The following is a 15,697-nucleotide window of genomic DNA, read 5'->3' on the forward strand; positions in this document are numbered from 1 at the left end:
ATGCGGGCGGTGCGGCTGACGGGTCCCTCGACGCTGGAGCACGTGGAGGTCGCGGCGCCGCGGGACCTGCGCGAGGGCGAGGTGCTCGTGGCCGTGCGCCACGGCGGCGTCTGCGGCAGCGACCTGCCGCACTTCCGCGCGGGCGGCAGGCCGGGGGCGGGCGTGCCGCCGACGGGGTTCCCGCTGCACGAGATCACCGGCGAGGTCAGGGCGTCGCGTGATCCCGGCCTCGCCGAAGGCGACCGCGTGGTGGGCTGGGCCTCGGCGTCCACCGGGCTGGCCGAGCTGGTGGTCAGCGACGGTGCGGGGCTCTGCGTGCTCCCGCCCGAACTACCGTTCACGGCGGCCACGGTGGTCGCGCAACCGCTCGCGTGCGCGCACTACGCCGTCGGCCAGCTCGGCGACGTTCGCGGCAAGCGGGTCGCCGTGCTCGGTCTCGGCCCCATCGGCCTGCTGTTCACGTGGCTGCTGCGGCAGCGCGGCGCCGCGCACGTCACCGGCGTCGACCCCGTCGACCGCACCCCGCTGGCCGGCGCCTACGGACTCGACGAAGTGGTGGTCGCCGACAGCACCAACTGGGCGGCCATGGTCACGCCGCGGCCCGACGTGGTGATCGAGGCGGTCGGGCACCAGACGGCGACGCTCGCCGACGCGATCACCGCCGTCGCCGACGAGGGCACGGTGTACTGCTTCGGGATTCCGTGCGCGGGAACGTATCCGGTGGACCTGACCGCCGTGGTGCGACGCAATCTGCGGCTGATCGGCGGGCTGACGCTGGACCGGCGGCGGATGCTCGCGCACGCGCTGGCGGACCTCGCCCGCGAGCCGTCGCTCGCCGAACGCCTGGTGACCCACGTTCTCGACGTCGCCGACGTGGTGAAGGCGTTCACGCTCGCGGGCAGGCCCGCGCCGGGCAGGCTGAAGGTGGCGCTCGACTACGCGGGCTGGGGCTGACCGAGACCCAGCTTGCCGCCGAGCTTGGCGATGTAGCCGGCGACCTCGGGCTCGGACCGGTCCGGCAGCCCGAACACGACCTCCGTGACCCCGAGGGCACGCCAAGTGTCGAGCCGCGCGGCATCGGGTTTGCCCGCCAGCGCCACCACCTCCGGGGCGCCGGGCCGGTCCGCCTCCTGCCACTCGTGGCGCAGCAGGGCGACCTTGTCCGCGAGGTCGTGCTCCAGCGGCGTGGTGATCCAGCCGTCGGCGGTGCGGGCGATCCAGCGGAACGTGCGTTCGGTGCCGCCAGCCCCGATCAGCAGTGGAACGTTGGGACCCCGCACGGGTTTCGGCCACGCCCAGCTCGGCCCGAACGTCACGAACTCGCCGGAGTAGCTCGCCTCGTCGTGCTCCCACAGCGAGCGCATCGCCTCGACGTACTCGCGCAGCATCATGCGCCGTTTTCCTCGCGGCACGCCGTGATCGGTCAGCTCGTCGACGTTCCACCCGAACCCGGCGCCGAGCACCACGCGGCCGCCGGAGAGGTGGTCGAGCGAGGCGATGGTCTTGGCGAGCGTGATGGGATCGTGTTCCACCGGCAGCGCGACGGCGGTCGCGAGCGTGATGCGGGTGGTCACCGACGCCGCCGTCGCCAGCGCGATCCACGGGTCGAGCGTGCGCAGGTACCGGTCGTCGGGCAGGCTCGCTTCACCGGTGCCGGGGTGCGCTGCCTCCCGTTTCACCGGGATGTGCGTGTGCTCGGGCACGTAGAACGAGTCGAACCCGGCGGCCTCAGCCGCCTGCGCCGCGGCGGCCGGGGTGATGCCGCGATCGCTGGTGAACAACACGACGCCGTATCGCACGCTGACTCCTCTCGCCAAGCGCATTAGAACACGTTCTAGTATGTCGGCGCGAGTGATCAGCCTTGGAACGCCTCCCGGAACGCGCTCAGCGTCTCGTGCGGCGGCCGGTCGAGCACCGCGAACACCACGTGTGTGAAGCAGCCCGCGAACGGCTTGGCCAGCAGGTCGGCGAACGTCCCGGCCACGAGACGCGGATCGTTGCCGAAGACGCCGCAGCCCCACGCGCCCAGCACCAGGCGGGAGTGGCCGTTGTGATGGGCGACCGTGAGCACCTTCGCCGCGCGCTCGCGCAGGACGGGCGGGATCCGGGCGCGCTGCTCGTCGCTGGCCGCCGTGGCGTTCGGCGCCGCCGCGGTGAGGAACGCCACCTGGTACGGCTCGTCGAGCAGGGCGTGCTCGTCGTCGCGGAACACCGGAACGCCGGGCGAGTAGACGATCCGGTCGGTGTAGAGCGGGTCGCGATGCTCGCGGTGGTGCTCGTAGTAGGCGGGCGCCGACTCGAGGCACCGCACGAGGCCGGAGGCCCTGGCCAGGCTCTCCTCCTGCGCCCGCGCGCCCGTGCGGTAGCCACCGCCCGGCTTGCGGGCCGAGGCGAAGTTCAGGCACGCGGGCTCGTCGGGGCCCTCGTGCGTGAGCCGCCGCGCGGCCGCGAGCGTGGAACACCCGGCGACCTCGATCCGCGTTGTGGCACCCGGTTGCGGATCAGGCGGCGAGGTGGTCTGTTCCGGCAGGTAGAGGCGGGTGCCCCGCACGGATTCGAACACGGCGGGTGCGATGTCCACGGTCGAGCCCGAGGCACTGGTGTAGCGGCCCGAGGCCACGATCCGGTCGGTCTGCTCGGCGATCGCCGCGAGCTCACTCCGGTCCACCGGGCGACCCTAGCCAACTTTGACTTTCGGCATGGTCGTTTGTTGCCGATCAGCAACTGTCGAGATCGGCGCGTGACGGCACGCTGGCGGACATGGCACTGGTGACGGATCTCCTCGACTGGCTGCAGAGCCTGCCTCCGGCAGGCGTGACGGCGGGTGCGGGCCTGCTCGTCTTCGGGGAGACCACCCTCGGTCTCGGGTTCATCACTCCCGGCGAGACGGGGTTGTTGATCCTCGGCACCACGGCCAACAGCACGGGCAAGTTCCTGATCATGTGGCTGGTCACCACGGTCTGCGCGATCGCGGGCGACACCGTGGGTTATCTGCTGGGCAGGCGGTTCGGCCCGCGGCTGCGGCAGACGAAGGTGGTGGAGAAGCACGGCGCCGAGGCCTGGGACCGGGCGACGGACCTGCTGCGTCGACGGGGTTCGGCCGCCGTGCTCGTGGCGATCTTCCTGCCGGTGCTGCGCACCCTCCTGCCCGCCGCGGCCGGTGCGTCCGGGCTGCCGCTGCGCCGCTTCCTGCCCGCGGTCGCCGTGGGGGCCGCCGCGTGGTGTGCGCTCCACATCGGAATCGGCACCGCGGCGGGCGAGGCGGCCAGGCGGCTCGAGAGCCTCGTCGGCGCGGGCAGCTGGGTGCTGCTCGGCCTGATCGTGGTGACCGCCGTGGCGGTGCTCGTCGTGAAGCGCAGGCGCGTCAGGGCCGCAGCCCGCTGAGCGAGCGGATCATGAGTTCGTACCACTCGTCGCGCACCCTTCGCCTGTCCTCCGGCTCGGTGCGGGAGAGCGCCATCCCCGCGCCACCGAGCATCCAGAAGAAGAACTGCGTGGTGGTCTCCTGGGCCTGGCGCGGTAGGTAGCCCGCCGACATCAGGGCCTCTATGAAGCCCTCGACCAGGCCGAACGCGTACTTCTGCTCGTACTCGTGCCAGCGTGCGAAGCCGAGCGCGGTCGGCGCCTCCTGCCAGCACAGCCTGCCGTAGACGGGCTCGCAGCACTGGTCGAGGAACACGCCGAGCGCCTTCGTCGCGGCCTCCAGTGGGTCGCTGATTCCCGCGGCGGCCGAGGCGATCTCGCCCATCGCGCGCGTCTCCTGCTCGTCGAGCACCGCCTCGAAGAGAGCCATTTTGTTCGCGAAGTGGTGGTAGACGGCTCCGCGGGTGACCTGCGTGGCGGCGGCGACGTCCTCCAGGGAGGTCGCGGCGAAACCGCGCTCGGCGAACAACGCGGTCGCCTGCTCCAGCAGCGCGGCGCGCGTGGCGTCCGAGTACATCTCCCGGCGACTCTTGACAGGGGGCATACGCTGAGTCTATCGACATACACGGTGTATGTGACCGACAGGGAGAAGGTCATGGGCGGATGGGAGCAGGTCCACCGGAGACACCGCCTCGTCCACGCCGTCGCCGCTGACGTGGAACGGCTGGGAAACGAGGCGCTGACCGGCTGGGAGAGCGAGATCGTCGCCGAGTACGGCGAGCTCGCGGCGTTCCTGCTCGACGTACAGCGCCGCTGCCACGAGGCCGTCTACGCCCGGCTCGACCTCGTGCTGGAGGACCCTTCGGCGAACCCGGAGCGGGACGTCCGGCGCGCACTCGCCGAGGCAGGCCGCGCCCACCGGGCGCTCTGGGGTGTGCTGCGCGCGTGTGCCGGTCATCCGGCCCTCGCGGCGGGCGAGGCCCGGCTCCGCCGATCCGTGTTCGCGGCGACCGGGGTCGATCCGGCTCCGCCTCGCCGAGCCCAGCCCGTGTGAGGTGTCCGAAAAGGAGTCCGCATGTCAGAGAGCACGCTGCCCGGCCAGGACGTTCCGCTGTTCAACCCGTTCGCCGAAGGCTTCGCCGAGAACCCGTACCCGCAGTACGCGCTGCTGCGCGACGAGGCGCCGGTGTACGAGCACCCGCTCGGCTTCTGGACCGTCACGCGCTACGCCGACGTCTCGGCGCTGCTGCGCTCCGGCGCGTCGGTCGAGGAGCGCAACGTCGCGCCGGGCCCGCTCAGCCACCTGCGCGAGGAGGTCTACGGCGACCGCTCACCGCGCGTCGGTGGACTGTCCATGTTGGACCGTGACCCGCCGGACCACACCCGGCTGCGCAAGCTCGTCTCGAAGGCGTTCACCCCGCGCGCGGTGCGGGCGCTGCGGCCGAGGATCGCCGAGCTCGTCGACGGGATGCTCGACGACATCGCCGAGCGGGGGCGGGTCGATCTCGTGCCCGCGCTGGCCTTCCCGCTGCCGTTCGCGGTGATCGCGGAGATGCTCGGCACGCCGCCCACCGACCACCTGCGGGTGCGGGAGCTGAGCGGGCTGCTCGTCCGCTCGCTCGAACCGGTCGTGGACCCGGAGATGCTGCGCGCGATCGAGAACGCCAACACCGAGCTCGGCGAGATCGCGGCGGACATGATCGCGTGGAAGCGGCGCAACCCCGCCGACGACCTGCTCACGGCGCTGATCAACGCCGAGGAGGACGGTGACGTCCTCGACGACGACGAGCTGATCGCGCAGGTGCTGCTGCTCTACATCGCGGGCCACGAAACGACCGTCAACCTGCTCGGCGGTGGAACGCTCGCGTTGCTGCGCGAGCCGTCGCAGTACGCGGCGCTGGTGCGGGACCCGGCGCTGGTGCCGGGCGCGGTGGAGGAGCTGCTGCGCTACGACAGTCCGGTGCAGGAGAGCAGGCGCATCACGCTGGAGCCGATGACGATCGAGGGGGTCGAGATTCCCAAGGGCGCCTTCGTGCTGGCGGTGCTGGCCTCGGCGAACCGGGACGAGCGGCACTGGGGTCCGGACGCGGACCGGCTGCGGGTCGACCGCGAGGGCGCGCGTCACCACGTGTCGTTCGGCGCGGGTGTGCACCACTGCCTGGGCGCGTCGCTGGCGCGGCTGGAGGGCGAGGTCGTCTTCGAGCGGCTGGTGACGCGTTTCCCGGACCTGCGCCTCGACGGCGACGTGGAGTGGAACGGCCGCATCAACCTCCGCGGTCCCGCCGTTCTCCCGGTGTCAACGGAGTCCTGACAGCTGCTCCCCGCCCCCAAGGCGACGCGGAGCGTCTCCAGCTGGGCGGTGGGAGACGGGTGGGCGCATTCAACGCAACAAAGGTGGCCTTGGGGGAACGTCGGCAGGGGTGTCGGAGAGGGCGGCCTGGACGTCCGAGAGGCGGGTCGGCCACCGGTCCGTGATCGCCTTCCACGCCGTTCTGAGCGACACCTGCTCGGCGAGGACCAGCACCGGACCCTCGCCCCAGCGGCTCGCGACCACGTTGCCGATGCGGTCCTGCTGCTCGGGCGCCGGCGCGCCACCGGGCAGAAAGTCGATCGTCAACGTGGTTTCCGTGCCCGCCACATCGTCGGCGACGCCGCGCATCGCGGCGTGGTAGCCGCGGAGGCTGTGCCGCACGCCTGGTTCGGTGGGAATCGGGCAGCCGGGGTACGCGTCGTTGTACGCCTGCACCGACGCGAAGCGCTCAGGAGTCACGAGAAGGAATCTTACCTTAACGTAAACGAAAGGTAGCCACCCTCGGCGCATCTCGCGACGTGAGACCGCGTCTATTGTGGACGGTGACTTTGCTGTGCACGCTGCGCACCCGAGCCTGTACCGTTTGAGGAATCGGTGGCAGGCGGAAGTGAGGTCGTCACGTGGGCGAGCACATGCAGATCGGCGAGGCTGCCGCCCGCACGGGTCTGTCGTTGCGCACGATCCGCTACTACGAGGAAGTCGGTCTGGTGAAGCCCACCGCGCGCAGCCAGGGCGGCTTCCGGCTCTACACCGAGGCCGACCTTGCGCGGCTGGAGCTGATCAAGCGCATGAAACCGCTCGGCTTCCCACTCGAGGAGATGCGCGAGCTGCTGGAACTACTCCATCCGGAGGCCGAGAGCGCGGTGCCCCTGAGCGAGGTGCAACGCGGGCGCCTGGTCGCGTTCAGCGAGGCGGCCGAGCGGCGCTGCCGGGAGCTCAAGGCCGACCTCGCGACGGCGGAGGCGCTGGCCGCGACCCTGCGGGAACGACTCGGAGCGGGCTCTACCGCGACGTGAGCGTAAACTCGCCAAACGATGTCCATTCTCACAGAGGCCGACCGCAGGCGCTCGTTCGCCGTGATCAGCCACCCCGACGCCGGCAAGTCCACCCTCACCGAAGCGCTGGCCCTGCACGCCAAGGTGATCAACGAGGCCGGCGCCGTCCACGGCAAGGGCGGGCGCCAGGGCGTGGTGTCGGACTGGATGGAGATGGAGAAGGCCCGCGGCATCTCGATCACCTCCGCAGCGCTGCAGTTCTCCTACCGCGACTGCGTGATCAACCTGCTCGACACCCCGGGCCACGCCGACTTCTCCGAGGACACCTACCGCGTGCTCTCCGCGGTCGACTCCGCGGTGATGCTGCTGGACGCGGCCAAGGGCCTCGAACCACAGACGCTGAAGCTCTTCGACGTCTGCCGCCACCGCGGCATCCCGGTGATCACCTTCATCAACAAGTGGGACCGCCCCGGCCGTGAGGCGCTGGAGCTCTGCGACGAGCTGGTGGAGCGCATCGGGCTGCAGCCCATGCCGCTCACCTGGCCGGTCGGCGCGGCAGGCCACTTCCGGGGCGTGCTCGACGTCCCCGAAGGCGACTTCATCCGCTACCAGCGCACCGACGGCGGCGCCACGGCCGCGCCGGAGACCCGGCTCGACCCGGCGACCGCCGAGGCCGAACAGGGCGAGGACTGGGTGCGCGCGACGGAGGAGTGGGAGCTGCTCGCCGCCTCGGGCGGCGAATTCGAGCCGGAGCGGTTCTTCGACGCGTCCGCGACACCGGTGCTCTTCGGCGCCGCCGTGCTCAACTTCGGCGTCCGGCACCTGCTCGACCTGCTGGTCGACCTCGCGCCGAAGCCGGCGCCCCGCATCGACGCCGACGGCGAGCCGAGGCCGCTCGACGCCGAGTTCTCCGCGTTCGTGTTCAAGGTGCAGACCGGCATGGACCCCGCCCACCGCGACCAGGTGGCGTTCGCGCGAGTGTGCTCGGGCGAGTTCGAGCGGGGCATGGTGGTCACCAACGCCACCACGAAGCGGCCGTTCGCCACCAAGTACGTGCAGCAGGTCTTCGGCCAGCAACGTTCCACTGTGGACAAGGCGTACCCCGGTGACGTGATCGGGCTGGTCAACGCGTCGGCCCTGCGCGTGGGGGACACGCTCTTCGCGGGCAAGCCGCCCGTGCGCTTCCCCGGGCTGCCCAGCTTCGCGCCCGCGCACTTCGCCGTGGCGCGGCCCGCCGACCTGAGCCGGGCGAAACAGTTCCGCAGGGGTGTCGACCAACTGGCCGCCGAGGGCGTGGTGCAGCTGCTCAAATCGGACCTGCGGGGCGACGCGTCCCCGGTGTTCGCCGCGGTGGGTCCCATGCAGTTCGAGGTGGCCGCACACCGCATGGAGCACGAGTTCTCCTCACCGGTGCGGCTCGACCGGCTGCCCTACAGCGCGGTGCGGCGCCTGCCCGACCCCGCCCAGCGCGCGCTGGTGGACTCGGGCAGGCGCAGCGAGGTGCTCACCCGCGCCGACGGCGTCGACCTCGCCCTGTTCGAGGACGAGATCGCGATGCGCATCCTGGTGCGGCAGAACCCGGAGCTGACGCTGGAGCCCCTCGTCGCCGAGGGGTGATCCCCACGTGGTCTACGTCGCCTTCTCCTTGAGCCTGCCGACCATGCCCTTGACGCCGCTCAGCTTGGGGTCGGCGGGCCGGTCGGTGCCGTCGTAGGTGGCGAACAGCTCGGGGTCGGGCGGCGGCGTGGTGCCGGGCCCGCCGAGCGGTTCGGGCTGCTCCACGATGCCCATCTCGTGGCGCCCGTCGGGCGCGGTGCCCCGCGCCCACGCTCCCTGTGCGGAGTCGTTGCCCTCCGACAGGTTCCACAGGCTCGTGGCGTGCTCGGAGAACTCCTCGTCGAACAGCGCGCTCGGGGCGACGGTGTCTTCGAGCCCGTCCTCCTTGAGCTGCTCGATCGCGGCCAGCCACATGTTCTGGTGGTAGGTGTCGCGCGCGAGGTTGAACTTCAGCATCTCCTTGACGCCCGGGTCGTCGGTCATGTTGTACAGCCGCGCCGTCTGCAGCCTGCCCTGCGCCTCGGCGGCCACGTTCGCGCGGAAGTCGGCCAGCAGGTTGCCGCTGGCCACGATGTAGCCGCCGTTCCACGGCACGCCCTGGCTGTTGTGCGGCAGCGCACCGCCGCCCGCGATGATCGCCTGCTGCGGATCCATCCCGCCGATCACCGCGCCCATCACCGGGTCCTGCACGGCGCGGGCCGTCTCGGTCGCGGGCGCTCCCTCGAGCAGTCTCGCCACCATGGTCGCGATCATCTCGACGTGACCGATCTCCTCGGTCGCGATGTCCATGATGAGGTCCTTGTACTTCCCCTCCATGCGGCAGTTCCAGCCCTGAAAGAGGTACTGCATCGTCACGGTCATCTCGCCGTACGCGCCGCCGACGAGCTCCTGGAGTTTGCGGGCGTAGACCGGATCCGGCTGCTCGGGCCTCGCCTCGAACTGCAGCTTCTTCGTGTGGTGAAACATTCGCCCTCCTGCACAGGTTGGGAGATTCGGAACGCCGAGCATTGCCCCGAGTGCGCGAGGTAAACGCCTGAACCCGGTTGGTTCGGGCGCGACTTTCCACTCGCGGCCTCTTGCGGTCCTCGGGGGCGTTCCGCGAGGGCCGTTGACCAGGGCGTGGCCGGTGGTCGAAGCTCGGAGGATGGTGCGTGATCTCTCGTTCGAGCCGCTGACACCGGTGTCGTTTCTCGATCGGGCGGCCTCGGCGCACGGCGACCGCGTCGCGGTGGTCGACGGCGCCTCTCGCTGGACCTACGCCGAGCTGCACGACCGTTGCCGCCGCCTCGCGGGCGCCCTCGCCGGGCTCGCGAACGGCAGGCCCGTCGCTGTGCTGGCCCCCAACACCCACGTCCTGCTCGAGGCCAACTTCGGTGTCCCGTGGGCAGGGGCCCCGCTGGTCGCGATCAACACCCGGCTCGCTCCCGCCGAGGTCGCCTACATACTGGAGCACTCCGAGGCCGGGGTGCTGGTGCACGATCCCGCTTTCGACGGTCTCGTAGCCGACGCGCTGGGCCGACTCACCGCGCCGCCGGCAGTGGTCAGGGCGGGCGAGCAGTACGAGCGGCTGCTGGCCTCGGCCACCCCGCGTGCGGAGGTGCCCGGTGACGAGCGGGCGCTGCTTTCGATCAACTACACGTCGGGCACCACGGGCAGGCCGAAGGGCGTCATGTACCACCATCGGGGCGCCTACCTGCAGGCACTCGCGATGGTCGGCCACACGGGTCTGTCGCCGTCGGCCGTGCATCTGTGGACGCTGCCGATGTTCCACTGCAACGGCTGGTGCTTCCCGTGGGCGGTGACGGCCGCCGCGGCCACGCATGTGTGCCTGGAGAAGGTGGACCCAGCGCTCGTCTGGCGGCTGCTGCGCGACGAGGGCGTGACACACCTCAACGGCGCGCCGACCGTGCTGTCGATGCTGGCGTACGCCGCGGACGCGGCTCCGCTGGAGCGGACGGTGCACGTGGCGACGGGTGGCGCTCCGCCGTCCCCCGCGATCCTGCGGCGCATGGGTGAGCTGGCCTTCGAGGTCACCCACCTCTACGGGCTCACCGAGACGTTCGGGCCCGCGATGATCTGCGACTGGCGGCCGGAGTGGAACGGGCTCGCGGTCGAGGAGCAGGCCAGGCTCAAGGCGCGGCAGGGCGTCGGCAACATGATCTCCTGCCGGGTGCGGGTGGTCGACGCCGACGGCGCCGACGTGCCCGCCGACGGCGCGTCCGTCGGGGAGATCGCGCTGCGCGGCAACAACGTCATGCTCGGCTATTTCAAGGACGCCGAGGCGACCGAGCGCGCGGCCCCCGACGGCTGGTTCCGCACCGGCGACCTGGGCGTCCTGCACCCCGACGGGTACGTGGAGCTGCGGGACCGCAGCAAGGACGTGATCATCTCGGGCGGCGAGAACATCGCCTCGGTGGAGGTGGAGCAGGCCATCGCCGAGCATCCCGCCGTGCTGGAGGCCGCCGTCATCGCGGTGCCCGACGAGCACTGGGGCGAGGTGCCGGCCGCCTACGTGACCCTGCACGACGGTGCTTCGGCGACCGAGGCGGAGATCATCGAACACGTGCGGGCGCGACTCGCCCGGTTCAAGGCGCCGAAGTCGGTGACGTTCACCGAACTGCCAAAGACCTCCACCGGCAAGATCCAGAAGTACGTGCTGCGCGAGCAGGCGCGCGGTGCGGAGTAGCTGCAAAGGAGCAGCGACCATGGCACTGACCACGCAGGTGATGACCGACGAGCAGCGCAAGTCCGTGGCGCTGGAGTACCTCAAGGCGTTCGACAACGGCGGGACCACCAGCACGGGGGCGAGCATCCTCGACCTGTTCGCCGAGGACGCGCAGGTCTACTTCCCGAAGTGGGGCCTGGCCACCGGCCGGGACCAGATCGGCAGGCTGTTCACCGACGTCGGGGGCACCATCAAGTCGATCCGGCACGACTACGCCACGTTCAACTGGGTCTTCTCCGGCGGTGACACGATCGTCGCCGAGGGGACGAGCTACGGCGAGCACCGGGACGGGCCCTGGCGCGCAGGAGTTCCGGACTGGGGCGCGGGACGGTGGTGCGACGTCTTCGAGATCCGGGACTGGTTGATCCAACGGGTGTTCATTTACCTGGATCCCGACTATGCGGGTAAAGACACGACACGTTATCCATGGCTGGCAGGGCGAACCGGCGCCGCTTGATCCACTTGGGACGGTTGTAACGACTCCACCTCCTTCCCCGTCTTTGAAACTGCGGTTCGCGCAGGGGGAGCATCTGCCGCATCAGGGGACTCGAGTGGAGGAGGGACAACATGCGTGTGAGGCGTTCCCGATTACTCATGGCCGGTGTGGCCATGGGAACCGCACTGGCCGTGACCGCCGTCGTACCCGGGATCGGGCTGGCCCATTCGCAGGGCGGCGCGACAGCGACGACGATCGCCAGTGGCCTCGACAATCCCCGTGGGCTCACGTTCGGACCCGACGGCCACCTCTACGTGGCCGAGTCCGGACGTGGTGGCGCGGGTCCATGCATGACCGGCCCGGAAGGCGGCGAAGTCTGCTTCGGCGCCAGCGGTGCGATCACCAAGATCCACAAGGGAAAGCAGCACCCGGTCATCTCCGGGCTTCCCTCACTCGCGGAACCCGAGGGTGGTTCCGCGATCGGCCCCTCAGACGTGTCGTTCAACAGGCACGGGCAGCTGTACTTCACCGTCGGCCTAGGCGCCGACCCCGCCGTGCGGGCGGACCTGCCCGAGCTCGGCCAGCGGGCGATGGGCTGGCTGTTGCGCGCCAAGGGCTGGAACAAGTGGCGGCAGATCGCCGACATCGCGGGCTTCGAGGCGGCGGCCAACCCCGATGGCGGCCTTCCCGACAGCAACCCGAACTCGGTGCTCGCGACCAAACGCGGACAGTACGTCGTGGACGCCGGCGGCAACTCGCTGGTGTTCGTCGCGCCCAACGGCAACGTGTCGACGGTCGCGGTCTTCCCCGACCGGATGGTCCCCGCGCCACCGCAACTCGGCCTGCCCCCGGGAACGAAGATCCCGATGCAGTCCGTGCCGACCTCGGTCGTGCAGGGTCCCGACGGCGCGCTGTACGTCGGTGAGCTGACCGGATTCCCGTTCCAGGTGGGCTCCGCCAGGGTGCACCGGATCGTGCCGGGCAAGGCGCCGCAGGTGGTGGCCACGGGCTTCACCAACATCATCGACATCGGGTTCGACCGCCACGGCAAGCTGTACGTGCTCGAGATCGCCCACAACGGCCTGCTCTCCGGTGACCCGACCGGTGCGCTGCTGCGGGTGAGCCATGGCAAGTCGAAGATCGTGTACAGCCAGGGACTGACGATGCCGGGCGGCCTCGCGCTCAAGCACGGCTCGGCGTACGTGTCCAACTGCAGTGTCTGCGCAGGCGCGGGCACGATCGAGAAGATCTCGCTGCCGTACCACAGGTAGCGCCGCACCCGTCCGTCGCCGATCCGCCCGAGCTCGGCTGGCCGTCGTAGACCCCGCGACGCCGGCACAGCTGCCCGGGTGGGTCGGCGGCGGGCCTTCCCAGGTCCGCGGCCGGGCATGATGGCCCCATGGAGAGACGCATGCAGGTCGCCGTGGACTGTGCCGACCCGCACCGGCTCGCCCGCTTCTGGGCCGAGGTGCTGGGCTACGTCGTGCAGGACCCTCCCGACGGCCACGCGAGCTGGGCGGAGTTCTCGCGCGCCGAGGGCGGGCCGGGGGAGGCGTGGTGCGCCGTGGTCGACCCGCACGGCACCGGGCCACGCGTGCTGTTCCACAGCGTGCCCGAGCCCAAGGCGGGCAAGAACCGCCTGCACCTCGACGTGAAGATCGGCAGGCAGCACGTCGACACCGAGGCCGTGCGGCTGGTCTCCCTCGGCGCCACCCACGTGCGCACGGTCGAGGACGCGCAGGACTACTTCGTGGTGATGCGCGACCCGGAGGGCAACGAGTTCTGTCTCTGCTGACGGCCCGTCACCGCGAACCGACGGGCTGCCCGCGGGGCACGGTGTCGAGGAACCGGGTCAGCGACTCGTACCCGCCGTCGTGCTGGGTGCGCAGCGTCGCCGTCTCCCCGCCCGCGAAGCGCAGCGCGATCTTGCCGCCGCCGGTGAGGAACTTCTTGCGGTCGCCGCCGAGGACGGTGCCCGTGGGCAGCCAGCGCACCCCCGGCTGACCGAACAGCTCGGCCTGCCCCAGCTCCAGCAGCCCGGTGACGCGCTTGCGCTGGGCGTGCCCGCCCTGGCCCACGGCCCCGGCGAGGCTCTGCCCGGCCAGCTTGCCCGCCTTGAGCGGCACCAGCAGCAGCCCTGCGTCGAACACGAGCACGTCCCAGTTCTTCTTGAACGCCATGACCTCGGGGGCCACACCCACCAGCTGCGGCTCCGCGCCGCCTGCCGGATGCGCGGGCCTCGGTGGCGCGGCGGTGGGCCTGCGGACGAAGTCCATCCGCACGCCGAGCGCCGTGAGCCGCTGCGCGAACTGGGGCACCAGCGCGGGGTTCCGCACGGCCGGAGCCACGAGCTCGGTGACCTTCAGCTCGCCCTGCGGCCCGGTGATCAGCCGGCCGCCGCCCCAGCTCAGCTCGTGGTGCGCGCGCCGCTGCGCGATCAGCGCGCACACGATCACGTCGCCGAGCAGCTCTACAAGTCCCTCGCGGGCCTGCTCAGGGTTGCCGCCGTCCTCGAGCAACGGGCTCATGAGCTGGTCGATCCGGCCGTGCTGGATGGCGGCGAGCAGCTCGCCGAGCGTTCCGCCGGGAGCCGCGCGGGACTCGCGGCCAGCGCCCGCCAGCAGTTCGGCGCCCCTCGCGGCGCTCGCGGCCCCCGCGATCCGGACGATCTCGCTCCAGCTCGCGCGCGGTCCCAGCTCGCCCTTGATGTAGAGCCGAGCCTCGGCGGCCGGAACGACGCGCGCGGGGTCGGCGAGCACTGTCCACGCTGGACGTTGGTCGGGGCGCGCGGGTGGCGCCGGCATGGCGCCGATCTTCTCGATGCGGCGGCGGATCGTCGGATGGCTGTCGAACAGCGAACTGGGCTGGTTGTCGAGCACCTTCGGCTCGATCTCGGCGACGATCCGGCGCTGCTGCGGGTGGTCGAGGAAGTTGCGGAAGCCGAGCAGGATGTCCGGCGTGCGCCCGGCCAGGCTCGGCAGGCCGAGGAACCGTTCTCCGTAGGCCTCCCACAGCAGGTCCATCGTCGCGATCTTGCGCAACGCGCTCGCCGCGGCCTCACTGCCCGCCGCCGCGACGGAGTAGGCGTCGGCCTGCAACTCCTGTGCCCGGTTCGCGGAACGGGATACGACGGCGTAGAGCCAGGCGTATGCGCCAAGGATCCAGCGGGCCGGTCCCGAGTCCAAACGGGACACTGTGAGCCCGAGTGTCTCGGCACCGCGGTAGCTCACGGCGAGCAGTCGCGTGTGGCCGCCGCCGTAGTGGCCCAGCTCGTGTGCGAGCACGGAGCGCAGCTCCGTGACGTTGAGTCCGGCCAGCAACGGCAGGCCGATCATCATGTACCGCTTGCCTTCCTTGAGGCCGAGCGCCCGCGCGTCCTCGCGCACCGCCGCGTTGATCTCGCCCACGAGCACGATCTCGTCCGGCGACCTGGTCTGTGCCTGTGCGGCGAGCTCGTCGACGAGCCGCCATAGCCCTGGCTGCTCCTGCCGCGTCAGCACCGGGCCGCTCGGCGGCTCCAGCCGAGTGCGCAGCGCCTGCGCGAGCGCGAGGCCGAGCGCAAGCATCATGCCCGCGGCGAGAATCGCGACGTACATGCCCGCGCGGTGCCCGATCGTCAGGCCCGCGACCACCCCGCCGACGCCGAGTGCGAGGACGAAGAACGGGAACAGGGCCAACAACAGCACCGCGAAGAACGCGCGAACCGATCCGCGCACGGCGGACCTCCTCCATGTCCAGTTGTGACGAACCCCCGGCACCCCTCGACCGAATAGGACGGCCGGGCGATGCCGGGGGTTCCTGGGAAAACGAGATGGCTCAGTGGTTTTCGAGGCTCTTGGCGCGTGCCCGCCGCAGGTTGTCCAGCGCGAGCGAGCCGGGACCGAGCACCGCGATCAGCAGGAAGATCCAGCTGAACAGCGCGGCCTGCTCGCCCATGTTGTGCAGCGGCAACAGCGCCATCGGCTGGTGCACGGTGAAGTACGCGTAGGCCATCGCGCCCGACGCCAGCACCGCGGCCGGCCGCGTGAAGAGGCCGAGACCGACCAGTACGGCGGTGACCACTTCGAGCACGCTGGCGTAGTACCCGGGCCACGAGCCCACGGGCAGCGCCGTGCCGGCGCCGTCGATGCCCCCAAGTGCGCCGAATCCCTGCAGGCCGTGGCAGAGGAAGAGGAAGGCCACCACGATCCTGGTGGCGGCGAGCACCGGGCCGTGCAGCCTGCGGGGCGTACGGCGCGGGTTCTCGTCCGTGCGGTCGGTGGTGGTCGGGCGGTCGAGCGTGGCGTTCGTCATGGGGTGTCCCTCCATCG

The 15,697-nt window shown here is 71.1% G+C and carries 17 protein-coding genes; 10 read left to right on the forward strand and 7 right to left on the reverse strand.

Annotated features, from left to right (window positions below; all coding sequences use genetic code 11):
* Complete coding sequence (locus tag FCN18_RS03030) at positions 1-954, forward strand: zinc-dependent alcohol dehydrogenase (RefSeq protein WP_137093126.1); 954 nt, start codon at positions 1-3, stop codon at positions 952-954.
* Here the strand turns inward: FCN18_RS03030 and FCN18_RS03035 are convergent.
* The gene (locus FCN18_RS03035) at positions 936-1,799 is read right to left on the reverse strand and encodes an LLM class F420-dependent oxidoreductase (RefSeq protein WP_113642658.1); all 864 of its coding nucleotides are present in this window, start codon (positions 1,797-1,799) and stop codon (positions 936-938) included. The two genes, FCN18_RS03030 and FCN18_RS03035, sit on opposite strands and share 19 nt — an antisense overlap.
* Before the next feature lie 56 nt (positions 1,800-1,855).
* On the reverse strand, positions 1,856-2,668 hold the full coding sequence (locus tag FCN18_RS03040) for a TIGR02452 family protein (RefSeq protein ID WP_199542836.1): 813 nt from the start codon (positions 2,666-2,668) through the stop codon (positions 1,856-1,858).
* A gap of 92 nt (positions 2,669-2,760) precedes the next feature.
* On the opposite strand from FCN18_RS03040, the gene FCN18_RS03045 reads away from it, so the two are divergent.
* Positions 2,761-3,384, forward strand: a complete 624-nt coding sequence (locus tag FCN18_RS03045) for a DedA family protein (protein ID WP_113642657.1) — start codon at positions 2,761-2,763, stop codon at positions 3,382-3,384.
* Here FCN18_RS03045 and FCN18_RS03050 read toward each other — a convergent pair.
* The gene (locus FCN18_RS03050) at positions 3,365-3,967 is read right to left on the reverse strand and encodes a TetR/AcrR family transcriptional regulator (protein ID WP_137093128.1); all 603 of its coding nucleotides are present in this window, start codon (positions 3,965-3,967) and stop codon (positions 3,365-3,367) included. The genes FCN18_RS03045 and FCN18_RS03050 overlap by 20 nt on opposite strands.
* A gap of 30 nt (positions 3,968-3,997) precedes the next feature.
* Here FCN18_RS03050 and FCN18_RS03055 point away from each other — a divergent pair, with 30 nt between their 5' ends.
* Positions 3,998-4,417: a hypothetical protein gene (locus tag FCN18_RS03055; protein WP_137093130.1), complete on the forward strand. Its 420-nt coding sequence runs from the start codon at positions 3,998-4,000 to the stop codon at positions 4,415-4,417.
* A gap of 21 nt (positions 4,418-4,438) precedes the next feature.
* A complete protein-coding gene (locus FCN18_RS03060) occupies positions 4,439-5,674 on the forward strand; it encodes a cytochrome P450 (RefSeq protein WP_112266293.1) in 1,236 nt (411 codons plus the stop codon).
* Between the two features lie 69 nt (positions 5,675-5,743).
* Here the strand turns inward: FCN18_RS03060 and FCN18_RS03065 are convergent, their stop codons facing one another.
* A complete protein-coding gene (locus tag FCN18_RS03065; RefSeq protein WP_112266295.1) occupies positions 5,744-6,133 on the reverse strand; it encodes a hypothetical protein in 390 nt (129 codons plus the stop codon).
* A gap of 173 nt (positions 6,134-6,306) precedes the next feature.
* Between FCN18_RS03065 and FCN18_RS03070 the strand changes: the two genes are divergently transcribed.
* Together FCN18_RS03070 and FCN18_RS03075 are read left to right on the forward strand one after the other, a co-directional pair.
* Entirely contained in the window at positions 6,307-6,690 is a 384-nt protein-coding gene (locus FCN18_RS03070; protein ID WP_137093353.1) for a MerR family transcriptional regulator, read from the forward strand.
* A gap of 18 nt (positions 6,691-6,708) precedes the next feature.
* Positions 6,709-8,286, forward strand: a complete 1,578-nt coding sequence (locus FCN18_RS03075; protein WP_137093132.1) for a peptide chain release factor 3 — start codon at positions 6,709-6,711, stop codon at positions 8,284-8,286.
* 12 nt (positions 8,287-8,298) lie between these two features.
* On the opposite strand, the gene FCN18_RS03080 is transcribed toward FCN18_RS03075, so the two are convergent.
* The gene (locus FCN18_RS03080) at positions 8,299-9,192 is read right to left on the reverse strand and encodes a manganese catalase family protein (RefSeq protein ID WP_112266299.1); all 894 of its coding nucleotides are present in this window, start codon (positions 9,190-9,192) and stop codon (positions 8,299-8,301) included.
* A 178-nt stretch (positions 9,193-9,370) separates the two neighbouring features.
* On the opposite strand from FCN18_RS03080, the gene FCN18_RS03085 reads away from it, so the two are divergent.
* The 4 genes from FCN18_RS03085 (at position 9,371) to FCN18_RS03100 (ending at position 13,182) form a co-directional block, all read left to right on the forward strand.
* Positions 9,371-10,912: an acyl--CoA ligase family protein gene (locus FCN18_RS03085; protein ID WP_228713599.1), complete on the forward strand. Its 1,542-nt coding sequence runs from the start codon at positions 9,371-9,373 to the stop codon at positions 10,910-10,912.
* Positions 10,913-10,931: 19 nt separating this feature from the next.
* On the forward strand, positions 10,932-11,408 hold the full coding sequence (locus FCN18_RS03090; protein ID WP_112266301.1) for a nuclear transport factor 2 family protein: 477 nt from the start codon (positions 10,932-10,934) through the stop codon (positions 11,406-11,408).
* A gap of 152 nt (positions 11,409-11,560) precedes the next feature.
* Positions 11,561-12,658 carry a ScyD/ScyE family protein gene (locus tag FCN18_RS03095; protein WP_228713601.1) on the forward strand — a complete coding sequence of 366 codons (1,098 nt, stop codon included), beginning with the start codon at positions 11,561-11,563 and terminating at the stop codon, positions 12,656-12,658.
* 128 nt (positions 12,659-12,786) lie between these two features.
* Positions 12,787-13,182: a VOC family protein gene (locus FCN18_RS03100; protein ID WP_137093135.1), complete on the forward strand. Its 396-nt coding sequence runs from the start codon at positions 12,787-12,789 to the stop codon at positions 13,180-13,182.
* Positions 13,183-13,189: 7 nt separating this feature from the next.
* Here FCN18_RS03100 and FCN18_RS03105 read toward each other — a convergent pair whose 3' ends face one another.
* Both FCN18_RS03105 and FCN18_RS03110 read right to left on the reverse strand, forming a co-directional pair.
* Entirely contained in the window at positions 13,190-15,103 is a 1,914-nt protein-coding gene (locus FCN18_RS03105; protein ID WP_137093137.1) for a M48 family metallopeptidase, read from the reverse strand.
* Between the two features lie 100 nt (positions 15,104-15,203).
* Positions 15,204-15,680 carry a DoxX family protein gene (locus tag FCN18_RS03110; protein WP_137093139.1) on the reverse strand — a complete coding sequence of 159 codons (477 nt, stop codon included), beginning with the start codon at positions 15,678-15,680 and terminating at the stop codon, positions 15,204-15,206.
* Positions 15,681-15,697: the final 17 nt, after the last annotated feature.

This window comes from Prauserella endophytica (assembly GCF_005146945.1).
GTDB lineage: Bacteria > Actinomycetota > Actinomycetes > Mycobacteriales > Pseudonocardiaceae > Prauserella_A > Prauserella_A endophytica.

Coding starts and splice junctions, on each gene's coding strand:
- FCN18_RS03030 (WP_137093126.1), top strand. CDS start 1: ATGCGGGCGGTGCGGCTGACGGGTCCCTCGACGCTGGAGCACGTGGAG.
- FCN18_RS03045 (WP_113642657.1), top strand. CDS start 2,761: ATGGCACTGGTGACGGATCTCCTCGACTGGCTGCAGAGCCTGCCTCCG.
- FCN18_RS03050 (WP_137093128.1), bottom strand. CDS start 3,967: ATGCCCCCTGTCAAGAGTCGCCGGGAGATGTACTCGGACGCCACGCGC.
- FCN18_RS03060 (WP_112266293.1), top strand. CDS start 4,439: ATGTCAGAGAGCACGCTGCCCGGCCAGGACGTTCCGCTGTTCAACCCG.
- FCN18_RS03070 (WP_137093353.1), top strand. CDS start 6,307: ATGCAGATCGGCGAGGCTGCCGCCCGCACGGGTCTGTCGTTGCGCACG.
- FCN18_RS03075 (WP_137093132.1), top strand. CDS start 6,709: ATGTCCATTCTCACAGAGGCCGACCGCAGGCGCTCGTTCGCCGTGATC.
- FCN18_RS03080 (WP_112266299.1), bottom strand. CDS start 9,192: ATGTTTCACCACACGAAGAAGCTGCAGTTCGAGGCGAGGCCCGAGCAG.
- FCN18_RS03085 (WP_228713599.1), top strand. CDS start 9,371: ATGGTGCGTGATCTCTCGTTCGAGCCGCTGACACCGGTGTCGTTTCTC.
- FCN18_RS03090 (WP_112266301.1), top strand. CDS start 10,932: ATGGCACTGACCACGCAGGTGATGACCGACGAGCAGCGCAAGTCCGTG.
- FCN18_RS03095 (WP_228713601.1), top strand. CDS start 11,561: ATGGGAACCGCACTGGCCGTGACCGCCGTCGTACCCGGGATCGGGCTG.
- FCN18_RS03100 (WP_137093135.1), top strand. CDS start 12,787: ATGGAGAGACGCATGCAGGTCGCCGTGGACTGTGCCGACCCGCACCGG.
- FCN18_RS03110 (WP_137093139.1), bottom strand. CDS start 15,680: ATGACGAACGCCACGCTCGACCGCCCGACCACCACCGACCGCACGGAC.